Annotated in this window: 15 protein-coding genes; 9 read left to right on the forward strand and 6 right to left on the reverse strand. The window is 64.8% G+C overall.

Annotation, left to right across the window (positions count from 1 at the left end; all coding sequences use genetic code 11):
- Window positions 1-259: 259 nt before the first annotated feature.
- Window positions 260-1336: a cache domain-containing protein gene (locus tag RBA41_RS32155; protein ID WP_306628418.1), complete on the forward strand. Its 1077-nt coding sequence runs from the start codon at window positions 260-262 to the stop codon at window positions 1334-1336.
- Between the two features lie 21 nt (window positions 1337-1357).
- Window positions 1358-1948 (forward strand): DUF8082 domain-containing protein, encoded by a 591-nt coding sequence (locus tag RBA41_RS32160; protein WP_306628419.1) that lies wholly within the window; start codon window positions 1358-1360, stop codon window positions 1946-1948.
- A 288-nt stretch (window positions 1949-2236) separates the two neighbouring features.
- Here the strand turns inward: RBA41_RS32160 and RBA41_RS32165 are convergent, their stop codons facing one another.
- Window positions 2237-2563, reverse strand: coding sequence for a hypothetical protein (locus tag RBA41_RS32165; RefSeq protein WP_306628420.1), 327 nt, complete (start codon window positions 2561-2563; stop codon window positions 2237-2239).
- Between RBA41_RS32165 and RBA41_RS32170 the strand changes: the two genes are divergently transcribed.
- The gene (locus tag RBA41_RS32170) at window positions 2562-2708 is read left to right on the forward strand and encodes a hypothetical protein (protein ID WP_306628421.1); all 147 of its coding nucleotides are present in this window, start codon (window positions 2562-2564) and stop codon (window positions 2706-2708) included. The two genes, RBA41_RS32165 and RBA41_RS32170, sit on opposite strands and share 2 nt — an antisense overlap.
- A 113-nt stretch (window positions 2709-2821) precedes the next feature.
- Here RBA41_RS32170 and rraA read toward each other — a convergent pair whose 3' ends face one another.
- Window positions 2822-3316: a ribonuclease E activity regulator RraA gene (gene rraA / locus RBA41_RS32175; RefSeq protein WP_306628422.1), complete on the reverse strand. Its 495-nt coding sequence runs from the start codon at window positions 3314-3316 to the stop codon at window positions 2822-2824.
- Between the two features lie 966 nt (window positions 3317-4282).
- A complete protein-coding gene (locus RBA41_RS32180) occupies window positions 4283-5491 on the reverse strand; it encodes an MFS transporter (RefSeq protein ID WP_306628423.1) in 1209 nt (402 codons plus the stop codon).
- A 99-nt stretch (window positions 5492-5590) separates the two neighbouring features.
- Here RBA41_RS32180 and RBA41_RS32185 point away from each other — a divergent pair, with 99 nt between their 5' ends.
- Both RBA41_RS32185 and RBA41_RS32190 read left to right on the forward strand, forming a co-directional pair.
- Window positions 5591-6382: an AraC family transcriptional regulator gene (locus tag RBA41_RS32185; protein WP_306628424.1), complete on the forward strand. Its 792-nt coding sequence runs from the start codon at window positions 5591-5593 to the stop codon at window positions 6380-6382.
- Window positions 6383-6471: 89 nt separating this feature from the next.
- Window positions 6472-7737 carry a TolB-like translocation protein gene (locus RBA41_RS32190; RefSeq protein WP_306628425.1) on the forward strand — a complete coding sequence of 422 codons (1266 nt, stop codon included), beginning with the start codon at window positions 6472-6474 and terminating at the stop codon, window positions 7735-7737.
- Here RBA41_RS32190 and RBA41_RS32195 read toward each other — a convergent pair.
- On the reverse strand, window positions 7724-8272 hold the full coding sequence (locus RBA41_RS32195; protein ID WP_306628426.1) for a hypothetical protein: 549 nt from the start codon (window positions 8270-8272) through the stop codon (window positions 7724-7726). The genes RBA41_RS32190 and RBA41_RS32195 overlap by 14 nt on opposite strands.
- Window positions 8273-8294: 22 nt before the next feature.
- A complete protein-coding gene (locus tag RBA41_RS32200; protein ID WP_306628427.1) occupies window positions 8295-9263 on the reverse strand; it encodes a questin oxidase family protein in 969 nt (322 codons plus the stop codon).
- Window positions 9264-9445: 182 nt separating this feature from the next.
- Here RBA41_RS32200 and RBA41_RS32205 point away from each other — a divergent pair, with 182 nt between their 5' ends.
- The 4 genes from RBA41_RS32205 (at window position 9446) to RBA41_RS32220 (ending at window position 15274) form a co-directional block, all read left to right on the forward strand.
- Complete coding sequence (locus RBA41_RS32205; RefSeq protein ID WP_306628428.1) at window positions 9446-11860, forward strand: catalase; 2415 nt, start codon at window positions 9446-9448, stop codon at window positions 11858-11860.
- Window positions 11861-11887: 27 nt separating this feature from the next.
- Window positions 11888-12118 carry a hypothetical protein gene (locus tag RBA41_RS32210; protein ID WP_306628429.1) on the forward strand — a complete coding sequence of 77 codons (231 nt, stop codon included), beginning with the start codon at window positions 11888-11890 and terminating at the stop codon, window positions 12116-12118.
- Window positions 12119-12210: 92 nt separating this feature from the next.
- The gene (locus tag RBA41_RS32215) at window positions 12211-13890 is read left to right on the forward strand and encodes a response regulator (RefSeq protein WP_306628432.1); all 1680 of its coding nucleotides are present in this window, start codon (window positions 12211-12213) and stop codon (window positions 13888-13890) included.
- A 337-nt stretch (window positions 13891-14227) separates the two neighbouring features.
- The gene (locus tag RBA41_RS32220) at window positions 14228-15274 is read left to right on the forward strand and encodes an NF038122 family metalloprotease (RefSeq protein WP_306628430.1); all 1047 of its coding nucleotides are present in this window, start codon (window positions 14228-14230) and stop codon (window positions 15272-15274) included.
- A 61-nt stretch (window positions 15275-15335) separates the two neighbouring features.
- Here the strand turns inward: RBA41_RS32220 and RBA41_RS32225 are convergent.
- A partial coding sequence (locus tag RBA41_RS32225; protein ID WP_306628431.1) for an AAA family ATPase occupies window positions 15336-16133 on the reverse strand: 798 nt, incomplete at its 5' end.

Consider the following 16133-nt stretch of genomic DNA (forward strand, 5'->3'; position numbering starts at 1 on the left):
GTGCTTACAAGCAACCTTAAGACACTGCCGAAGAGCGCGCCCCGATGTTTCCGGAAGATGGAGGCACGCTCCATCACGGACAGTGCAATCCTGCCAACAGTAAGCTCCGAATTTCCGATCCCGCCGCGCGCCAAGCGCACGGGATTGCCAGTTACAAAAGTCCGACACCAGTTAATGTCGGCCCAGCAATCGGTATCTTGATGTCCGACACGCTGGCCGATCTGCCACGTCAAGCAGACCTCTATTACGAAGGCGCAGCATGAACCCAAAATTTAGTTTGAATATTTTTCACAAGGTACTCATTACCTTGCTCGCAGTCACACTGATCCCCCTGTGCACCCTGTGGATCATCAGTGACCGGGCCGCGCAGCGCGAGCTGACCGACAACGTGTCGCAAAGCCTGGTCCTGACCATGGACACCGTGGCCAACGGCATCAACACGTGGGACGATACCAATCTGCACGCGATGAACCAGACCAGCCGCCTCGCGGACACGGTGTCGATGATTCCCGAGCGCCAGATCCCGATCCTGAAGGCGACCGGCAAAGCCTACGAATGGTCGTTCCTGATGTTTACGATCGCGCCCGACGGCTCGAACACGGCCCGTAACGATGGCGGCGCCCCGATCAATTACGGCGACCGTTCCTACTTCCAGTCCGTGATGAAGGGCCAGCCCGTCGGCCGCCAGGTCGCCATCAGCAAAACGACCGGCAAGCCGGCACTGATCGTGGCCACCCCGATCCGCGATGCCAACGCCGCCCTGGTCGGCGTACTGGCCATGTCGATGCACCTGAACGATATCTCCAAGATCGTGACCGATATCCGCATCGGCGACACCGGCCGCGCCATCCTGCTCGACGCCAGCAACAAGGTCATCGCCCACGGCGACGCCGCCAAGGTCCGTACCGCCCTGCAGGATTTCACCGCCTACCCGGCGCTCAAGGTGGCCGGCATCGCCGACGCGCCTGTCGTCTACACCGCGGAAGAGCGCAAAGTGATCGGTTTCATGCGCAAATTGCCGCAAGGCTGGACTTTGCTGGTTGAACAAGATTACGATGAAGCATACGCTACGATGCACAAGATGGAACGCGAAGCGCGCATCCTGATCGCCGCGGCCGTGGTCCTGGTCATCGGCGTCGCCATTTTCTTCGGCAAGGCACTGACCCGTCCGATCAACGAACTGACCGCGATTGCGCGTCAGCTCAGCAATGGCGAACTGCAAGTCAATATTCCGCAAACGGCCCGCGGCGATGAAATTGGCTCGCTGGCCCGTGCCATCGAACGTCTCGGCGTCAGCATCCAGCTGGCAATGGATCGCCTGCGTAAAAAGGTTTGATACCGATGAGAGGTTACTGATATGACACAACCGGAATTCTTGCCATTTATCGACGTGGTCGACCAGATCGCTGGCTTTTGCTCGCAGCGCGTCACCGGCACGGCGTTGCTGATCAGCGACGACAACCGCATGGCCCAGGTCCACCTGCAAGGCGGCAAGATCGTCTTCATCCTGTGCCGTGGCCGCCGCGGCCGCGACGGCCTGGCCATCATGCGCACCATGCAGAACGCGCGCCTGACCCTGGACAAGGCCGGCGTCGTCAATGCTGACGGACTGGACTGGCCGACCGAGATCGTGCTGGGCTACCTCGACGGTACCCTGGACGACTTGCCTGGCAGCGGCGTGCTGGGCGGTGCCGCACCGCGTCCTGCCGCCGCCGCGCCGCGCCCTGCCGCCACGCCGGGCCTCACGGCCGACATCAAGGCGACCTTGCAGCGCTGCCTGGTGAAGTATGTGGGACCGATGGCGGAAATCGTCTGCAGCGACCATTTCGACGGCGCCACCGACGTGCGCGCCGTGGTCATGGCCCTGGCCAAGGAAATTCCGAACGACGACCAGGCCGCCAAGTTCAAGGTCGACGTCGCCAAGGCGCTCGGTAGCGCCCCGTTCTAAGCGCCTGCCCCGGTAGGCCTGCTGCACGCCAGCCAATGGCGCAGCACACCAGATGAGGGCAGGTGCGACCGTCGCCGCCTTCATCGCCACCGGCGCAAAAAGCCGCGACACCGGTTTTTCCAGCCATGCGCGCGCTCGACCACCCGACGTCGGGCGCCAACTTCCCCCATCGGCACCGCTGATCCGCAAGCGCGCTTCCGCTTGCCCCGCAGGCGTGTCCAACAGTCGTGCCGGACCAGCGGCCACGCGGCAGCGGCCAGGGCGATCATGAGGCGCGACGCCGGCGAACTACACTGATTTGGGCGCTGCGCGCCGTCTCAGGCCGCCCGGGTGCGACAGGTAGTTGGGGTTGATCAGCGGTGCGGCGGCCGGGTCGGCGCTGGCCAGCGTGATGTCGCCCCGACTTTTGGGACGCAGGTCGCATACGTGCAGGGCATAGCCGTGGCCCAGCATGGTGTAGGCCGCGCTCGACAAGGTGTGCCCGTGATCGTCCAGGTGGGCGGGGGTAAAACGAAACTGCAAGTCGGGAATCGGCTGCGCCGGGCTGCTTTTGACGAAGCCGCCGCCCTCGGCCGCATGCGTGTATGTGGCCGATATCGGCAGCAACAGTTTCATGACAGGCGAACCGAGCGCCAGCTGGAACCCGGAAACGATCAACCAGTTGCAGCGCATTGAGATGAGTGCGTTCGAATTTGTCGATACGCGTTCAATTACGGAGAATGCGAATTTCAATGCGGCCTCGTATCAGGCCAGCTGGTAGCACTCGCGAGCGGCTACGCCTGTCTGGCCAGACAGGCGCCTCAGGACGTTTGCGCGCGGCGGCCCGGAGCTTACCGCGCGCAAGGTTTTCAAGCAGAATCTATCTGATTTCCCTCAGGCCAGCTTCTGCTGCGCCACCACGATGCCGTCGGCATCGGCATACAACCAGTCTCCCGGCTGCACCGCCACCCCGCTGACGCAGATGCGCACATTGCGTTCGCCCGCGCCCAGCTTGCTGCTTTTGCGCGGATGGGTGCCCAGCGCGCGCACGCCGATGGCGCAGGCATTGATTTCGTCGCTGTCGCGCACGCAGCCATCGACCACGATGCCGCTCCAGCCATTGTTTTGCGCCAGCAAGGCCAGCTGGCCGCCGACCAGCGCGCGGCGCAGGCTGGCGCCGCCGTCGATGACCAGCACATTGCCGTTGCCCGGCGCTTCGAGGGTGGCGCGCACCAGGGCATTGTCCTCGAACACCTTGAGGGTGGTGACGCTGCCGCAGAAGCGCAGCTGCTGCCCGTAATGCCTGAACAGCGGCGGCAGCACGGCCAGGCGGCCGTCTTCCAGCAGTTCAGGGTGGTCGTCGCACAGATCGGTGGTGGCAAAGCTCATGTCGGTTCGCTCGCAAAAGAAGTGGAAATGAGAACGATTTTAAGCCATTGCCGCGCGGCTTGTGTGAGTGGACTTTGACCGCGCCAGCCGGGTTCCGGTTCCCGTTCGGAAACGGCATCTGCGGCATGCGTGATGTGCCACAAGCGCGGCGCAAACAGGGCAGACGGGCGAGCGCTCCGGCGCGATAATCGGACCCTCTTTCTCGACAAGGGGGCACGCATGCTCAGCACGCTGTCACAGCTCCGGCGTTGGTGGGACATCGTCACCGCCATCGCCACATTGCCGCGCGCCCACCTGCAGTTCGACGCGGCCCTTGCGCCCGCCGAGGTGAACGCCGCCTACCGCAACTTCACGCGCCGCCATCCGCGCTACCGCATCATCGGCAACAAGACCATCGGGGCGGCCCTGGTCGACATCGGCCAGTTCGCCACGCCCGCGCACTACCGCGAATCGATCGGCGAACGCAACTGGGGCGGGTATTTCGCGCGCCGGGCGCAGGCGCGCGGCTACCGCTTTGCCAGCATCGAGCGCAACCGCTACGCCGACGACATCCATGCCATCAACCAGTCCATGCCCGAGCGCCAGGGCCGGCCCATGGCCGCCAGCTACCAGGAGCGCGCCACGCACTACACCGACCGCGCGCACTACCGCTACTACGGCGTGCTCGACAAGTCCGGCAAGCTGGTGGCGTATTGCGAGCTCGGTATCTACGGCAACTTTGCCCTGTTCTCGCGCCTGCTCGGCTACCGCAACAATGACGGCATCATGCACTTCATGATCGTCGACATCGTCAGCCTGCTGATCGCCGAACGCAAGGTGCGCTACGCCATGTACGACACCTGGTTCGGCGCCACCGACGGCTTGCGGCGCTTCAAGACGATCCTTGGCTTCAAGCCTTACCGGGTGCGCTACACCCTGCTCGCGGCGAACCGCGCGCACCCGGCCGGCCAGGGGCCGTGCGCCGGCTCAGGCCTGCTTGAGCTGCGGCGCGCGGCTGCTGCCGCCCACGGTCAGCGCGGTGCCGATCGCCAGCACCTGGAACAGGGCGATGCAGCCGAACACCCATGCCGGGTGGCCGCCATCCATCAGGGTGCCGAACAGAAGCGGGCCAAGCGCGAGTCCGCTGTCGAGGCCCGAATACACGATGCCGAACACGCGCCCGGTGGCGTTTTTCGGCGCCGCGGCGCGGATCAGTAAATCGCGCGAGGGACCGGCGACGCCTGCCGCCAGGCCGATGCCGCCCATCAGCACCACCGCCATCCAGCCCGGCACCACGGCCGCGCCCACCAGCAGCGCCATCAGCGCGGCGCAGATGAACGACATCGCGATCGTGCGGTCGTGGCGCTGGGCGCGCGCGGCCAGGAAGCCGCCCAGCACCATGCCGCCGGCCGAGGCCAGCATGTAGGCCGTGTAGGCGGTGGTGGCCGAAGCCAGCGAAATGCCGTACAGCGCCACCAGGCTGGCCGACGAAAAACTCTGGATGCCGCCCAAGGCAATGGCGGTCAGGAAAAAGAAGCCAAAGCTCATCCAGACGGCCGGCAGCTTCATGAAGGCGAACGAACTGTCCTGCGGCACGCCGGCCGCCCGCACCGGGGCGGGATCGGCGCGCAGATGAGCACGCTGGGCGAACAGCAGCGCCAGCGTGGCGAAGGGAATGGCGGCAGCCGACAGCAGCGCCACGCGCCAGCCGGCCAATGCGGCGATCCCGGCCAAGAACGCGGGCGCGGCCGCCCAGCCCAGGTTGCCGCTGATGCCGTGCATCGAAAAGGCATGGGCGATGCGTGCACGGCTGACGCGCTGGTTCAGCAAGGTGTAATCGGCCGGATGGAACACGGCATTGCCCAGGCCGGCCAGCATGGAACCGGCGGCCAGCATGGCGTAGGTTTGCGCGCCGGCCAGCACCAGGGCGGCCGTGCCGAGCAGCGCCAGCCCGCTGAACAGCACGCGGCGCGCGCCGACCCGGTCCACCACGAAGCCGGACAGGGCCTGGCCGATGCCGGAGACGACGAAAAACAGGGTCATCAGCAAGCCGAGCTGGGCATACGAGAGGCCGAAGCCGGGCTTTAACCACGGAAACAGGGCGGCCAGGATCAGGTGGTAAAAGTGCGATACGCCGTGGGCCAGCGAAACGAGCCCGATGACGCGCGCATCCTCGCGCAGGGTGGGTGTGTTCATGAAGCATCCTCGAATGGGCAAACCCCAGTGTAAGTAAAAAATCATCGACAGTTTTGAGACAGGAAGCCATACTTTGTCGCAAATCCGCCAATCACCCCCATGACCCTGACCATCCTGACCCATACCCGCTGGCAGCCGCCCGGACTCGAACCGACGCCGGCGCGCCCGGTGCGCGCCCTCGCCCGCGACCTCGACGTCACCCAGTGGCTCGACCCGCACCAGCATGCCTGGGGCCAGCTGACCTTTGCCCTGAGCGGCGTGCTGCGCGTGACCACGCCCGGCAGCACCTGGATCGTGCCGCCCCTGCGCGCGATCTGGATCGCGCCCAATGTGGTGCATGCCATCCACGTGCTCGAAACGGCCCGCCTGCGCCCGCTGTGCATCCTGGCCGCGCGCGCGCCGTTCGAGGGCGACGAATGCCGGGTCTTGAGCGTCTCGGTGCTGCTGCGCGAGCTGATCGTCGCGCTGGGCCAGACCGGGCCGGGGCCGCGCGAGCAATTGCTGGCCGAGCTGATCCTCGACGAATTGCCCGGCTCGGCCACGCGTCCCATGCGCGTGCCGCTGCCGCAGGACAAACGCCTGGGCGCCCTGTGCGCGGCCCTGATCGAGGACCCCGCCAGCCAGCTGACCTTGGGCCAGTGGGCGGCCCGGGTCGGCGCCTCCGAGCGCACCCTGACACGCCTGTTCGAGCGCGAGCTGGGCATGCCCTTCGGCCACTGGCGCCAGCAGGTGCGCCTGGCGCACGCCGCGCCGCTGATCGCACGCGGCATGCCGCTCTCGCAAGTGGCCGAAGAACTGGGCTATGCCAGCCAGTCGGCCTTTTCGGCGATGTTCAAGAAAACCTTCGGCAGCTCGCCGACCGCCTTTTTTGCCCACGACAATGCGCGCTGAACTGCGTAGTTACAAATAGTGTATTTCTTAGGGGTATTAAGCACGTATAGTGAGCGCTTCCCTGCTGTCCCAATTTGAGGAGTTCCCTGGTGGTTTTACTTATCGGTTTTGCGCTGCTCGTGTGCCTGGTCATCCTGTTCTACCGCGTCACGGATGCGCCGAAAGAGAGCGCCGCAGGCACCGCAAGCGCCGCCGGCTCGGCCAACCTGTCGGGCATCGGGGTGGCGTACCTCTCGAACGGCAAGCTGTTTTACCAGCCCGATGGCGGCGCGCTGCGCCAGTTGCACAGCCCCTACATCCAGGAGATCGAAGACCGCCTGGCGCGCAGCAACGAGCGCAATGCGTGGAAGAAAAACACCAGCTTTGAAGTGGCTGCCTACGGCCAGATGAAGCAGTTCGGCGACGCCGCCAACGCCATCCGCTATACCTCGGCCCAGTTCGACCAGCAGCAATCGATCCTGTATTTCCTCAGCGACGAAGGCATCGGCGGCCTGTTTTCCTTCGATCTGGAGACCGGCGTCGAAACCCGCATCGTGCACCGCCAAAACCTCGATTTGAGCGACCTGAACCTGAACCGCGAGACCGGCAGGCTGGTCTGCACCTCTTCGTCCAAGGACAGCATCACCAACATCGCCACCCTGGACGTGCAGGGCAACAACCTGCGCGAGCTGACCGGCGGCGACACGGCCGATTCCGCGCCCGCCTGGTGCGACGAGGACAGCATCGTCTATCAATCGGCCGGGCTGGCGCGCAACCAGGAAGGCATGATCGTCGCGCTCGGCCACAGCACCATCCAGAAGCTGGACCTGCGCTCGGGCAAGCTCGACACGGTGCTGGACGACGCCAACACCGACTTCCTGCATCCGCGCGTGACCCGCACGGGCGAGCTGCTGTTCATCCGCCGCCCGTACGACGTGCCGCAATACAGCAGCGGCAATATCCTGCTCGATACCGTCCTGTTCCCGCTCCGCCTGCTGCGCGCGGTGTTCCACTATCTGAATTTTTTCTCGATGATGTACAGCCGCAAGCCGCTCACCGGCGCCAGCGGACCGGCGGCCCAGGCCGACGTGAAGGCCATCATCCTCAAGGGCAAGCGCATCGATGCCGAAAAAGCCCTGCGCAGCGAAAGCACGGTGGCCGGCGTGCCTTCGCTGGTGCCGGCCAGCTGGCAACTGGTGCAGCGCAGCCGCCAGGGCGACGATCGCGTGCTGGCGAGCAATGTGGCGTCCTACGACATCACGCCGGCCGGCCAGATCCTTTACTCGAACGGCCGCGGCGTGTTTCTGCTGGGCGACGACGGCCGCTCGACCCTGGTGCTGAAAGGCGACCTTGTGGGCGACATCATCGCGCGTTGAGCCTGGCTGCCGGATCGAACACGGCGTCGAGTACCTGCGGCGAACAACGCTGCTCAAGCTGCAGCCTGCTTGAATGCTCGCTCCCGGCACGGGGATCGACCATGACCTTGTCGATGGAGATTAATCTGGCAGTGCGCAAATTGAACAACATGCTGACATGCTCTTCGATCTGGCGCTCCGCGTTTGCCTTCGGGGCTGCGAACTTGATGCCGAGATAATACGGCAGCGAACCATTTTCGTCGTGGTACCAGGAGGCTGTGGCGCTGAGGTGCGCCATTTGCCGCGATGGCAGGAGCGCGACGATGCAGGCCGGCAGCACGGTCATGTGCCCGCCAAGCCATAACGTCACCGCGCCGACAGGCGGCTTGCCTCCCGGGGCGGCGAACACCACCTCCAGCCGTGCAGGGCCGAATTCGGCCGGAATATCGGCCATCGCTCCTTGCGCGGAAACGGTGATGATACGATCTTTATGGGCGAGACAGGCACCGCTGCCTGTCATCAGTGCACCCAGCAATACAAGGTGGTTCAGTTTCAATTGGTGCTTTCTGTTTGGTACGTCAGGCCAGCTTGCGCGCGGCAATTGCCAGGTAGCGCGGGTCGCCGTAGACGAGCGACTCGCACCAGGCCGAATAGCACAGCTTGACGACATGCGCATCGGTGGCCCGCGCAGCTTGCGCCATGCAGGCGTGCCAGTCAATCTCCGCAACGGGCGCCGGCGCGGGCGCTGTGGATGGCTCCACGGTCAGGCTCGCAACCAGCACCGCTTCCCACAGATAGCGCAGCGCGCGCCGTGGCTCGCCCGCGTACGGCGCTACCACCCGGAAAGCATGGCATGCCGTGACGGTATGCAAGAGCGTGAAATCTTCCTGCGCATGGTAGGCCGCGAGCGCGAACTGCGCCACCTGCCGCAGGTCGAGCGTGGCCGGCTGGATCGCCGTGCCCGCCACGCCCGGATGGCGCGCCGCCTGGCGCATGCGGTCGATGATGATGCCGTCCCACGGTGCATGGCCAGCCACCGCGCGGGCCAGGCGCGCCGCTATGCCGGCCGGCGCCTCGTCCACCGCGTCCGGCGCCAGATCGAGCGCCGCATAGTCCATGACCCAGTACGCCAGCGCGGCGCAGGTTTCATCCACGTCGCCGGCATCGATGGCGTACGCGAGGCGGATCAGGCAATGAAAGGCCGACGCCGCCACGCCCGGCAACAGCCGCGGCACCCAGGCGCGCAGTACGGCGTCGAGGCCGTCGCGCCGCACACGCTCGTGGAAAAAACGTTCCAGGCCGCCGGCATTGCGCCCCTTGCCCAGCCAATCAAGCGCATCCGCAACCGCGCCGATGTCGCCATCGTGCGGCTGCAAGCGGCGCGCATTGACGTCGAATGCGCGCTCCATGGCCTCGGCCGGCGCGCCCATGCGCTCGAGCGCGATGAGCGTCATCGGCAAGTGATTGGCAAGCCGGTCGCCATACAGCGGCCCGTAGCGCCGGCTGCGCGTGAGCAAGTCCCGGCAGGTATTCGACAATGTCGCCATGCATGTTCTACACGTGGTTCGCCAGCCCGACAGACTACCACCGGCCGCCATCGTGCGCACGCCGTGAAAGCGCCGTGATCTCCCGCGCCCTTTCACCTGCTCGCGATCAATCCCGCGCGGCGGCAGCGATGCAAACTCGACAGGCCAGGGGCGCCGGCCCCACTCTTTCTAAGAGGTATTTCATGGTCACACGTAAAAAAAGCGGACCGTCCACCGACGGCGCAGGTTCCATCCTCAGCACCGTCGCGGGTCCCTCGGACCCGGCCCTGCCCGGCAGCCTGGGCACCACCAATCCCACCGCGGAGCGCTTGCTCGACAAGGCCGGCGGCGAAGCGGACCTGGCTGACGAACGCGCCTTCAACGCCACCAAGCCGCTCGAATACGGCGATGCGGCGCGCACGCCCCACACCGGCGAAGCGTATGCCTCATCGACGCCGCTGGCCACGGCCAGCACCAGCACCGAAAACGTCGCCTCGCCCAAGGTCGGCGCCGGCATTGCTCGCCTGGGCGATAACGCCCTGAACAGCTCACTGGACCGGGTGCGCGCCGACGATACCGAGCAGCGCCTCACCACCAACCAGGCCGTTCCCGTATCGAACAACCAGGACTCGCTCAAGATCGGCCTGCGCGGCCCGGTCGCGCTGGAAGACTTCGTCATGCGCGAAAAAATCACGCACTTCGACCACGAGCGCATCCCGGAACGCGTGGTGCACGCGCGCGGTTCGGCCGCGCACGGCTACTTCGAGTCCTACCAGGATCTGTGCCAGCTCACGCGCGCCGCGCCCTTTGCCCAGGCCGGCAAGCGCACCCCGGTATTCGTGCGCTTCTCCACCGCCACCGGCGAGCGCGGCTCGCCCGACACGGCGCGCGACGTGCGCGGCTTTGCCGTCAAGTTCTACACGGACGAAGGCAACTGGGACTTGGTGGCCAACAACATCCCGGTCTTCTTCATCCAGGACGCGATGAAGTTCCCCGACGTGGCCCACGCCCTCAAGCCCGAACCGCACCACGGCATGCCGCAAGCGTCCAGCGCGCACGACACATTCTGGGACTTCGCCTCGCTCAGTCCCGAAATCACCCACATGCTCATGTGGATCATGTCCGACCGCGCCATTCCGCGCAGCTACCGCATGATGCAAGGCTTCGGCGTGCATACCTTCAAGCTGATCAACGCCAATGGCGACGTGCGCCTGTGCAAATTTCACTGGACCCCGCTGCAGGGCACCCACTCGCTGGTGTGGGATGAAGCGTTCAAGCTGCGCGGCATCGATTCCGACTATCACCGGCGCGACCTGTGGGAAGCCATCGAGGCCGGCAACTTCCCCGAGTACGAACTGGGCCTGCAAATATTCACTGAAGAAGAGGCCGCCACCTTTCCCTTCGATATCCTCGACCCGACCAAGCTGATCCCCGAGGAATTGATCCCGGTATTCCCGGTCGGCAAACTGGTCCTGAACCGCAACCCGGACAATTTCTTTGCCGAAACCGAGCAAGTGGCGTTTTGCACGCAGCACATTGTTCCCGGCATCGACTTCACCAACGACCCGATCCTGCAAGGCCGCAACCATTCCTATCCGGATACCCAGATCACCCGCCTGGGCGGCCCCAACTTCCACGAAATCCCCATCAACGCGCCGCTGGCCGAGGTGCACAACAACCAGCGCGAAGGCTTCCACCGGCAGTCGGTCAACCGCGGCCGGGTGAATTACGAGCCCAACTCGCTGGCCGGCGGCTGCCCGTTCCAGGCTGGCCGCGCCGGCTTTGTCAGCGTGCCCGACGCCGTGGCCGGCAACAAGGTGCGCGGCAAGCCCGAACTGTTTGCCGACCACTACTCGCAAGCGCGCCTGTTCTGGATCAGCCAGAGTGCGCCCGAGCAAGCCCACATCATCGACGCCTTCCGCTTCGAGCTGACGCGCGTGGAAACGCTGGCGATCCGGGTGCGCATGGTGGCCGGGCTGGTCAATGTGGATGCGACCCTGGCGCGCGCCGTGGCGGCGGGCCTGGGCATCGCCGTGCCGCCGCCGCTGCCGCTGGCCACCACGCTGCCGCTGCCTGCGTATGCGCCCTCGCCCGCCCTCTCGCTGCTCAGCCGTCCGGGCGTGGCCGGCATCCGCACGCGCCAGGTGGCCATCCTGGTGGCGTCCGGCACGGATGGCGCAATGGTGCGCGCCATCTATACCGCCTTGCTGGAAGAAGGCGCCGTGCCGCGCCTGGTGGGCCAGCGGCTCGGCCAGGTCAGCTCGCTCGACGGCCAGCCCCTGCACGTGGAAATCACCTTCGAGGCCAGTCCCTCGGTCATGTACGACGCGATGGTGCTGCCCGGCGGGGAAGATGCCGCCATCGCCCTAGGGCGCGACCCGCGCGTGCTCGACTTCGTGCGCGAACAGTATCGCCACGGCAAGCCGATCCTTGCCATCGGTACCGGTGCCGACGTGCTGGCCCACGCCGCGATCCCTCAGAGCTTGCCCGACGGCTGCGACGATCCCGGCATCGTCAATGCCAACGCCGGCGTGACCGCGCAAGCGCTCAGTCAGTTCAAGACGGCGCTCGCGCGGCATCGCACTTTTGCAAGGGAAACCGATCCGCCGACCGTATAAGACACAGTGGGTGTGGTAAAGCCGGCCATGCGCCGGCTCTTTTTTTCCCTGCAAAATGGTGGCGTGATACGCGCTTTGTCCCTACGCTTTATGAAAAATGGTAGAAAAGTAGCGAAAGTCGATACCAAATCGCCGATCAGCACGTTCGCAGCCGGCCTGTCGCAGAACAAGAACACACGAATGCTTACAACCATCCATCGTGTTCTGCCGCGCGCCGGTGTATCATTGTTGCCTACAACCAAGATCGCCTTTTATTAACCAATTGCCTTGAAAAAAGGTAACGACGGAGAGCTGTTCGCGTGTTTACTTCAAGTTACGAAACAAATGTCGGCATTGGCGTTTTGATATTAGTGGTCCTCTACGTGGCTTACCGTGTCGTCGTGCACGTATTGCGCGAACGGGAAATCAAAGCGCTGCAACAGCGTGATGAACCGACCATGCTCGAGGATACCGATCAGGCCAAGGAATTCGCACGCATCCAGGCTGAGCAGGAAGCCGCCGAGGAAGCTGCACGGGTGGAAGCGGAACGCCTCGCCGCCGCCGAGCGCGCTGCGGCGGAGCAGGCAAAACTGGACCGTTTGGCCGGGCTGGAAAAAGAACGCCTGGAAGCCGAGCGCCTCGCGGCACTAGCCGAAGCGGAGCAGCGTGCCGCGGCCGCCGAAGCGGAACGCCTCGAAGCGGTCATCGAGGCCGCCCGCCTCGACCTGGAACGCCTTGCCGCTGCCGAGGAAGCCGAGCGCCGTGACGCCGAGCGCCGTGCGGTGATCGAAGCCGAACGCATCGAAGGCGAACGCATTGCTGCGGCCGAAGCGGCCCGCGTCGAGGCCGAGCGCATTGCCGCGGCCGAAGCCGCGCGCCTGGAAGCCGAGCGTGTTGCCGCCGCCGAAGCGGCCCGCCTGGAAGCCGAACGCGTTGCCGCCGCCGAAGCGGCGCGTCTGGAAGCCGAACGTATTGCCGCCGCCGACGCCGCGCGCCTGGAAGCGGAACGCCAGGCCGCCGAAGAAGCGGCGCGCCAGGAAGCGCAACGCCTTGCCGATGAGCATGCCGCACAGCTGGAAGCGAAACGCATCGCCGACGAGCATGCCGCGCAACTGGAAGCGCAACGCATCGCCGACGAACAGGCGGCGCAGCTGGAAGCGAAACGCCTGGCCGACGAACATGCCGCGCAGCTCGAAGCCGAACGCATCGCCGCGATTGAAGCGGCCGAGCGCGAAGCCAACCGCATCGCCGCCGAGGATGCAGCGCGGCGCGAAGCCGAGCGTCTTGCGGCCGAACAAGCCGAACGCCACGAAGCCGAGCGTCGTGCCGCCGAAGAAGCCGAACGCATCGAAGCCGAGCGTGTGGCTGCCGAAGAAGCCGCCCGCATCGAAGGCGACCGCCTTGCTGCCGAAGAGGCCGCCCGTCTCGAAGCACAGCGCCTCGCCGAGGCCGAGGCGGCGCGCCTGCAAGCCGAACTGGCCGCCAAGGCGGAAGCGGAACGCATTGCCGCTGAAGAAGCCGCCCGCCTTGAGGCAGAACGCGTCGCCGCCGAACAGGCTGCGCAAGCGCAGCGCTCCGCCGCCGCACGCCTGGCCGAGGAAGCAGCGGCCAAACAGCAGCAGCCTGCCGCTCCCGCCGCCCCGGTGGCCCCGGCACGCGTGATCGAGCCGAAAGCCGCGGCGGACACGGTCGTCATGATCGCGGACGACTCCAAGGTCGTGCGGGTGAAAACCAACCGCTTGCTGGTCAACAATCAGTTCCAGGTCGCGATGGCGGAAGATGGCCTCGATGCCATGAAACAGATCGCCGAGCGCATGCCCGACGTTTTGATCACCGACGTCGAAATGCCCGGCATGAATGGATTTGAACTGACCCGGCACGTGCGCGAGAACCCGCTGACGGCGCACATTCCCGTGATCATGATCAGTGCCGAGGAAAGCTACCAGACCAAGGCCGCTGACGCCGGTGTCGATGTCTTGCTCGGCAAGCCGTATTCGGATACGGTCATGATCGACCACATCCAGCGCTTCATGCGCCAGGGCCGCACCTGATCCTGCGCTAGACCCGGGGCCTGGCCCCGCTCAAAAACCGTCCTTCCTGCGACTGCGGGAAGGGCGGTTTTTTGTTTTCCGGGCGCGCCATTGCCTGCGGTTCACCTACACCCTCCCTCACTCAGTGACTGTCGGAAATCTTTACAGTTGAACTGTCAAATCCTCCCTTGTCCAAAATTTAATCTTTAGTAACAAGGGCTTAACATTCTGGCGCGAAACTTGCTCTTTAGCATACGTTTTTGAGAAAAATTCACTCACGCAATGCTTCTCAGCATGAAGCGTGATGAAAAATATATTAATAGTCTGATTTTAATCAGCGACACCTTGAAAAGCGGAAATGAAAACTTTAAAACGTTTACTGAAGATCGCGCCGGTCCTCCTGTGCGCTTACGCGGGCTCGGCCCAGGCACTCGTCATCAACTTCACCCCGGCGCCCGGCATGGATCCGCTGGCGCTGGCCGGCTTCCAGGCCGCTGCCACGCGCTGGACCAACGTGCTGCATGACAACGTCCAGGTCAACCTGAACATCGGCTTCATGGAGCTCGAGCCGGGCGTGCTCGGCTCGACCGGCTCGACCCGGGAACTGTTCAGCTACGATGACTACCGCAAGGCACTCGCCAAGGATGCCTGGAGCATCAGCGACAAGACCGCCGTAGCGAACCTGTCGAAAAGCAGCTGCCTGAATGTGATCATGAACGGCACCGGCACCAACCCGTCGGGCATCGGCAGCGCCACGCCCTTCCTGGACGATAACTGCGACGATAACAACAGCAACATCCGCATGACCCGCGCCAACGCGCGCGCGCTCGGCCTGGCCGGCGCCAAGGATGACGTTTCGGACGGCGAAATCAATTTCAGCAGCCTGTTCAACTGGGACTTCGATCCGAGCAATGGCGTCGACGGCACGGCGTACGACTTCATCGGCGTGGCCGCGCACGAAATCGGCCACGCGCTCGGCTTCATCAGCGGCGTCGACGTGCTCGATTACAACCTCACCGGCGACTATGCCGACGCGGAATTCACCTTCATCTCCCCGGGCGACCTGTATCGCTGTTCGGACCACAGCAAGAAAAAAGCGGCGGACCTGGACTGGTCGGCCGACACGCGCACCAAGTTCTTCTCGCTCGATAAATGCCAGAACAAGCTGGCGACCTTCTCCACCGGCGCGACCCATGGCGACGGCCAGCAGGCCAGCCACTGGCAGGATGAATTGCATCTGGGCCTGCTCGACCCGACCGCGGACCGTGGCGAAAAGCTCGGCCTGTCGCCGCTGGACGTGCAGTATTTTGACGTGATCGGCTGGAACGTGGTTCCCGAGCCGGGCGCGATTGCGCTCTTCATGCTTGGCCTGGCTGGCCTGGCAGGCGTACGCCGCAAGCGTTGATCCAACGTGGCGCAGACGGGCTGCGTGCCCGCCTGCGCCAGTCTGACTGCCCGAAGCGTGCTTACTCGAAGGTCAGACTGCCGTTCCTGACCCGCACCGGGATCTGGTCCTTCGGTCCGAAACGTCCCGACAAAATCAGCTTCGACAGCGGATTTTCGATCTGCTGCTGGATGGCGCGCTTGAGCGGCCGCGCGCCATACACCGGGTCGTAGCCCGCCTCCGCGATCTTCTGCAAGGCTTCTTCCGAGATATCGAGCGTCATCTCCATCTTCGCCAGGCGCTGTTCCAGGTGCTTGAGCTGGATCTTGGCGATCGCGCCGATGTTCTTCTCGTCGAGCGCATGGAACACCACGATCTCGTCGATCCGGTTGATGAACTCCGGCCGGAAGTGCGAACGCACCTCGGCCATCACCGCCAGCTTGACCACGCCCGGATCGTCGCTGTCCATCGACTGGATCTTGTGCGAGCCCAGGTTCGAGGTCATCACGATCACCGTGTTCTTGAAGTCCACCGTGCGTCCCTGGCCGTCGGTCATGCGGCCGTCGTCGAGCACCTGCAGCAGCACGTTGAAGACATCGCTGTGCGCCTTTTCGACTTCATCGAGCAGGATCACGCTGTACGGCTTGCGCCGTACGGCTTCGGTCAGGTAACCGCCTTCGTCGTAGCCCACGTAGCCTGGCGGCGCGCCGATCAGGCGGGCCACCGAATGCTTCTCCATGAATTCGCTCATGTCGATGCGGATCATCGACTCCTCGGTATCGAACAGGAAGCCCGCCAGCGCCTTGCACAACTCGGTCTTGCCCACGCCCGTGGGGCCCAGGAACATGAAGGAGCCGTACGGACGGTTCGGGTCCGACAG

Source organism: Massilia scottii, from assembly GCF_030846495.1.
In the GTDB taxonomy this organism is placed as follows: domain Bacteria; phylum Pseudomonadota; class Gammaproteobacteria; order Burkholderiales; family Burkholderiaceae_D; genus Telluria_A; species Telluria_A violaceinigra.

What these genes read in the sequence shown, in the direction of transcription:
- RBA41_RS32155 (WP_306628418.1), top strand. Translation starts at nt 260, where the DNA reads ATGAACCCAAAATTTAGTTTGAATATTTTTCACAAGGTACTCATTACC.
- RBA41_RS32160 (WP_306628419.1), top strand. Translation starts at nt 1,358, where the DNA reads ATGACACAACCGGAATTCTTGCCATTTATCGACGTGGTCGACCAGATC.
- RBA41_RS32170 (WP_306628421.1), top strand. Translation starts at nt 2,562, where the DNA reads ATGACAGGCGAACCGAGCGCCAGCTGGAACCCGGAAACGATCAACCAG.
- RBA41_RS32165 (WP_306628420.1), bottom strand. Translation starts at nt 2,563, where the DNA reads ATGAAACTGTTGCTGCCGATATCGGCCACATACACGCATGCGGCCGAG.
- rraA (WP_306628422.1), bottom strand. Translation starts at nt 3,316, where the DNA reads ATGAGCTTTGCCACCACCGATCTGTGCGACGACCACCCTGAACTGCTG.
- RBA41_RS32180 (WP_306628423.1), bottom strand. Translation starts at nt 5,491, where the DNA reads ATGAACACACCCACCCTGCGCGAGGATGCGCGCGTCATCGGGCTCGTT.
- RBA41_RS32185 (WP_306628424.1), top strand. Translation starts at nt 5,591, where the DNA reads ATGACCCTGACCATCCTGACCCATACCCGCTGGCAGCCGCCCGGACTC.
- RBA41_RS32200 (WP_306628427.1), bottom strand. Translation starts at nt 9,263, where the DNA reads ATGGCGACATTGTCGAATACCTGCCGGGACTTGCTCACGCGCAGCCGG.
- RBA41_RS32205 (WP_306628428.1), top strand. Translation starts at nt 9,446, where the DNA reads ATGGTCACACGTAAAAAAAGCGGACCGTCCACCGACGGCGCAGGTTCC.
- RBA41_RS32210 (WP_306628429.1), top strand. Translation starts at nt 11,888, where the DNA reads ATGCGCCGGCTCTTTTTTTCCCTGCAAAATGGTGGCGTGATACGCGCT.
- RBA41_RS32220 (WP_306628430.1), top strand. Translation starts at nt 14,228, where the DNA reads ATGAAAACTTTAAAACGTTTACTGAAGATCGCGCCGGTCCTCCTGTGC.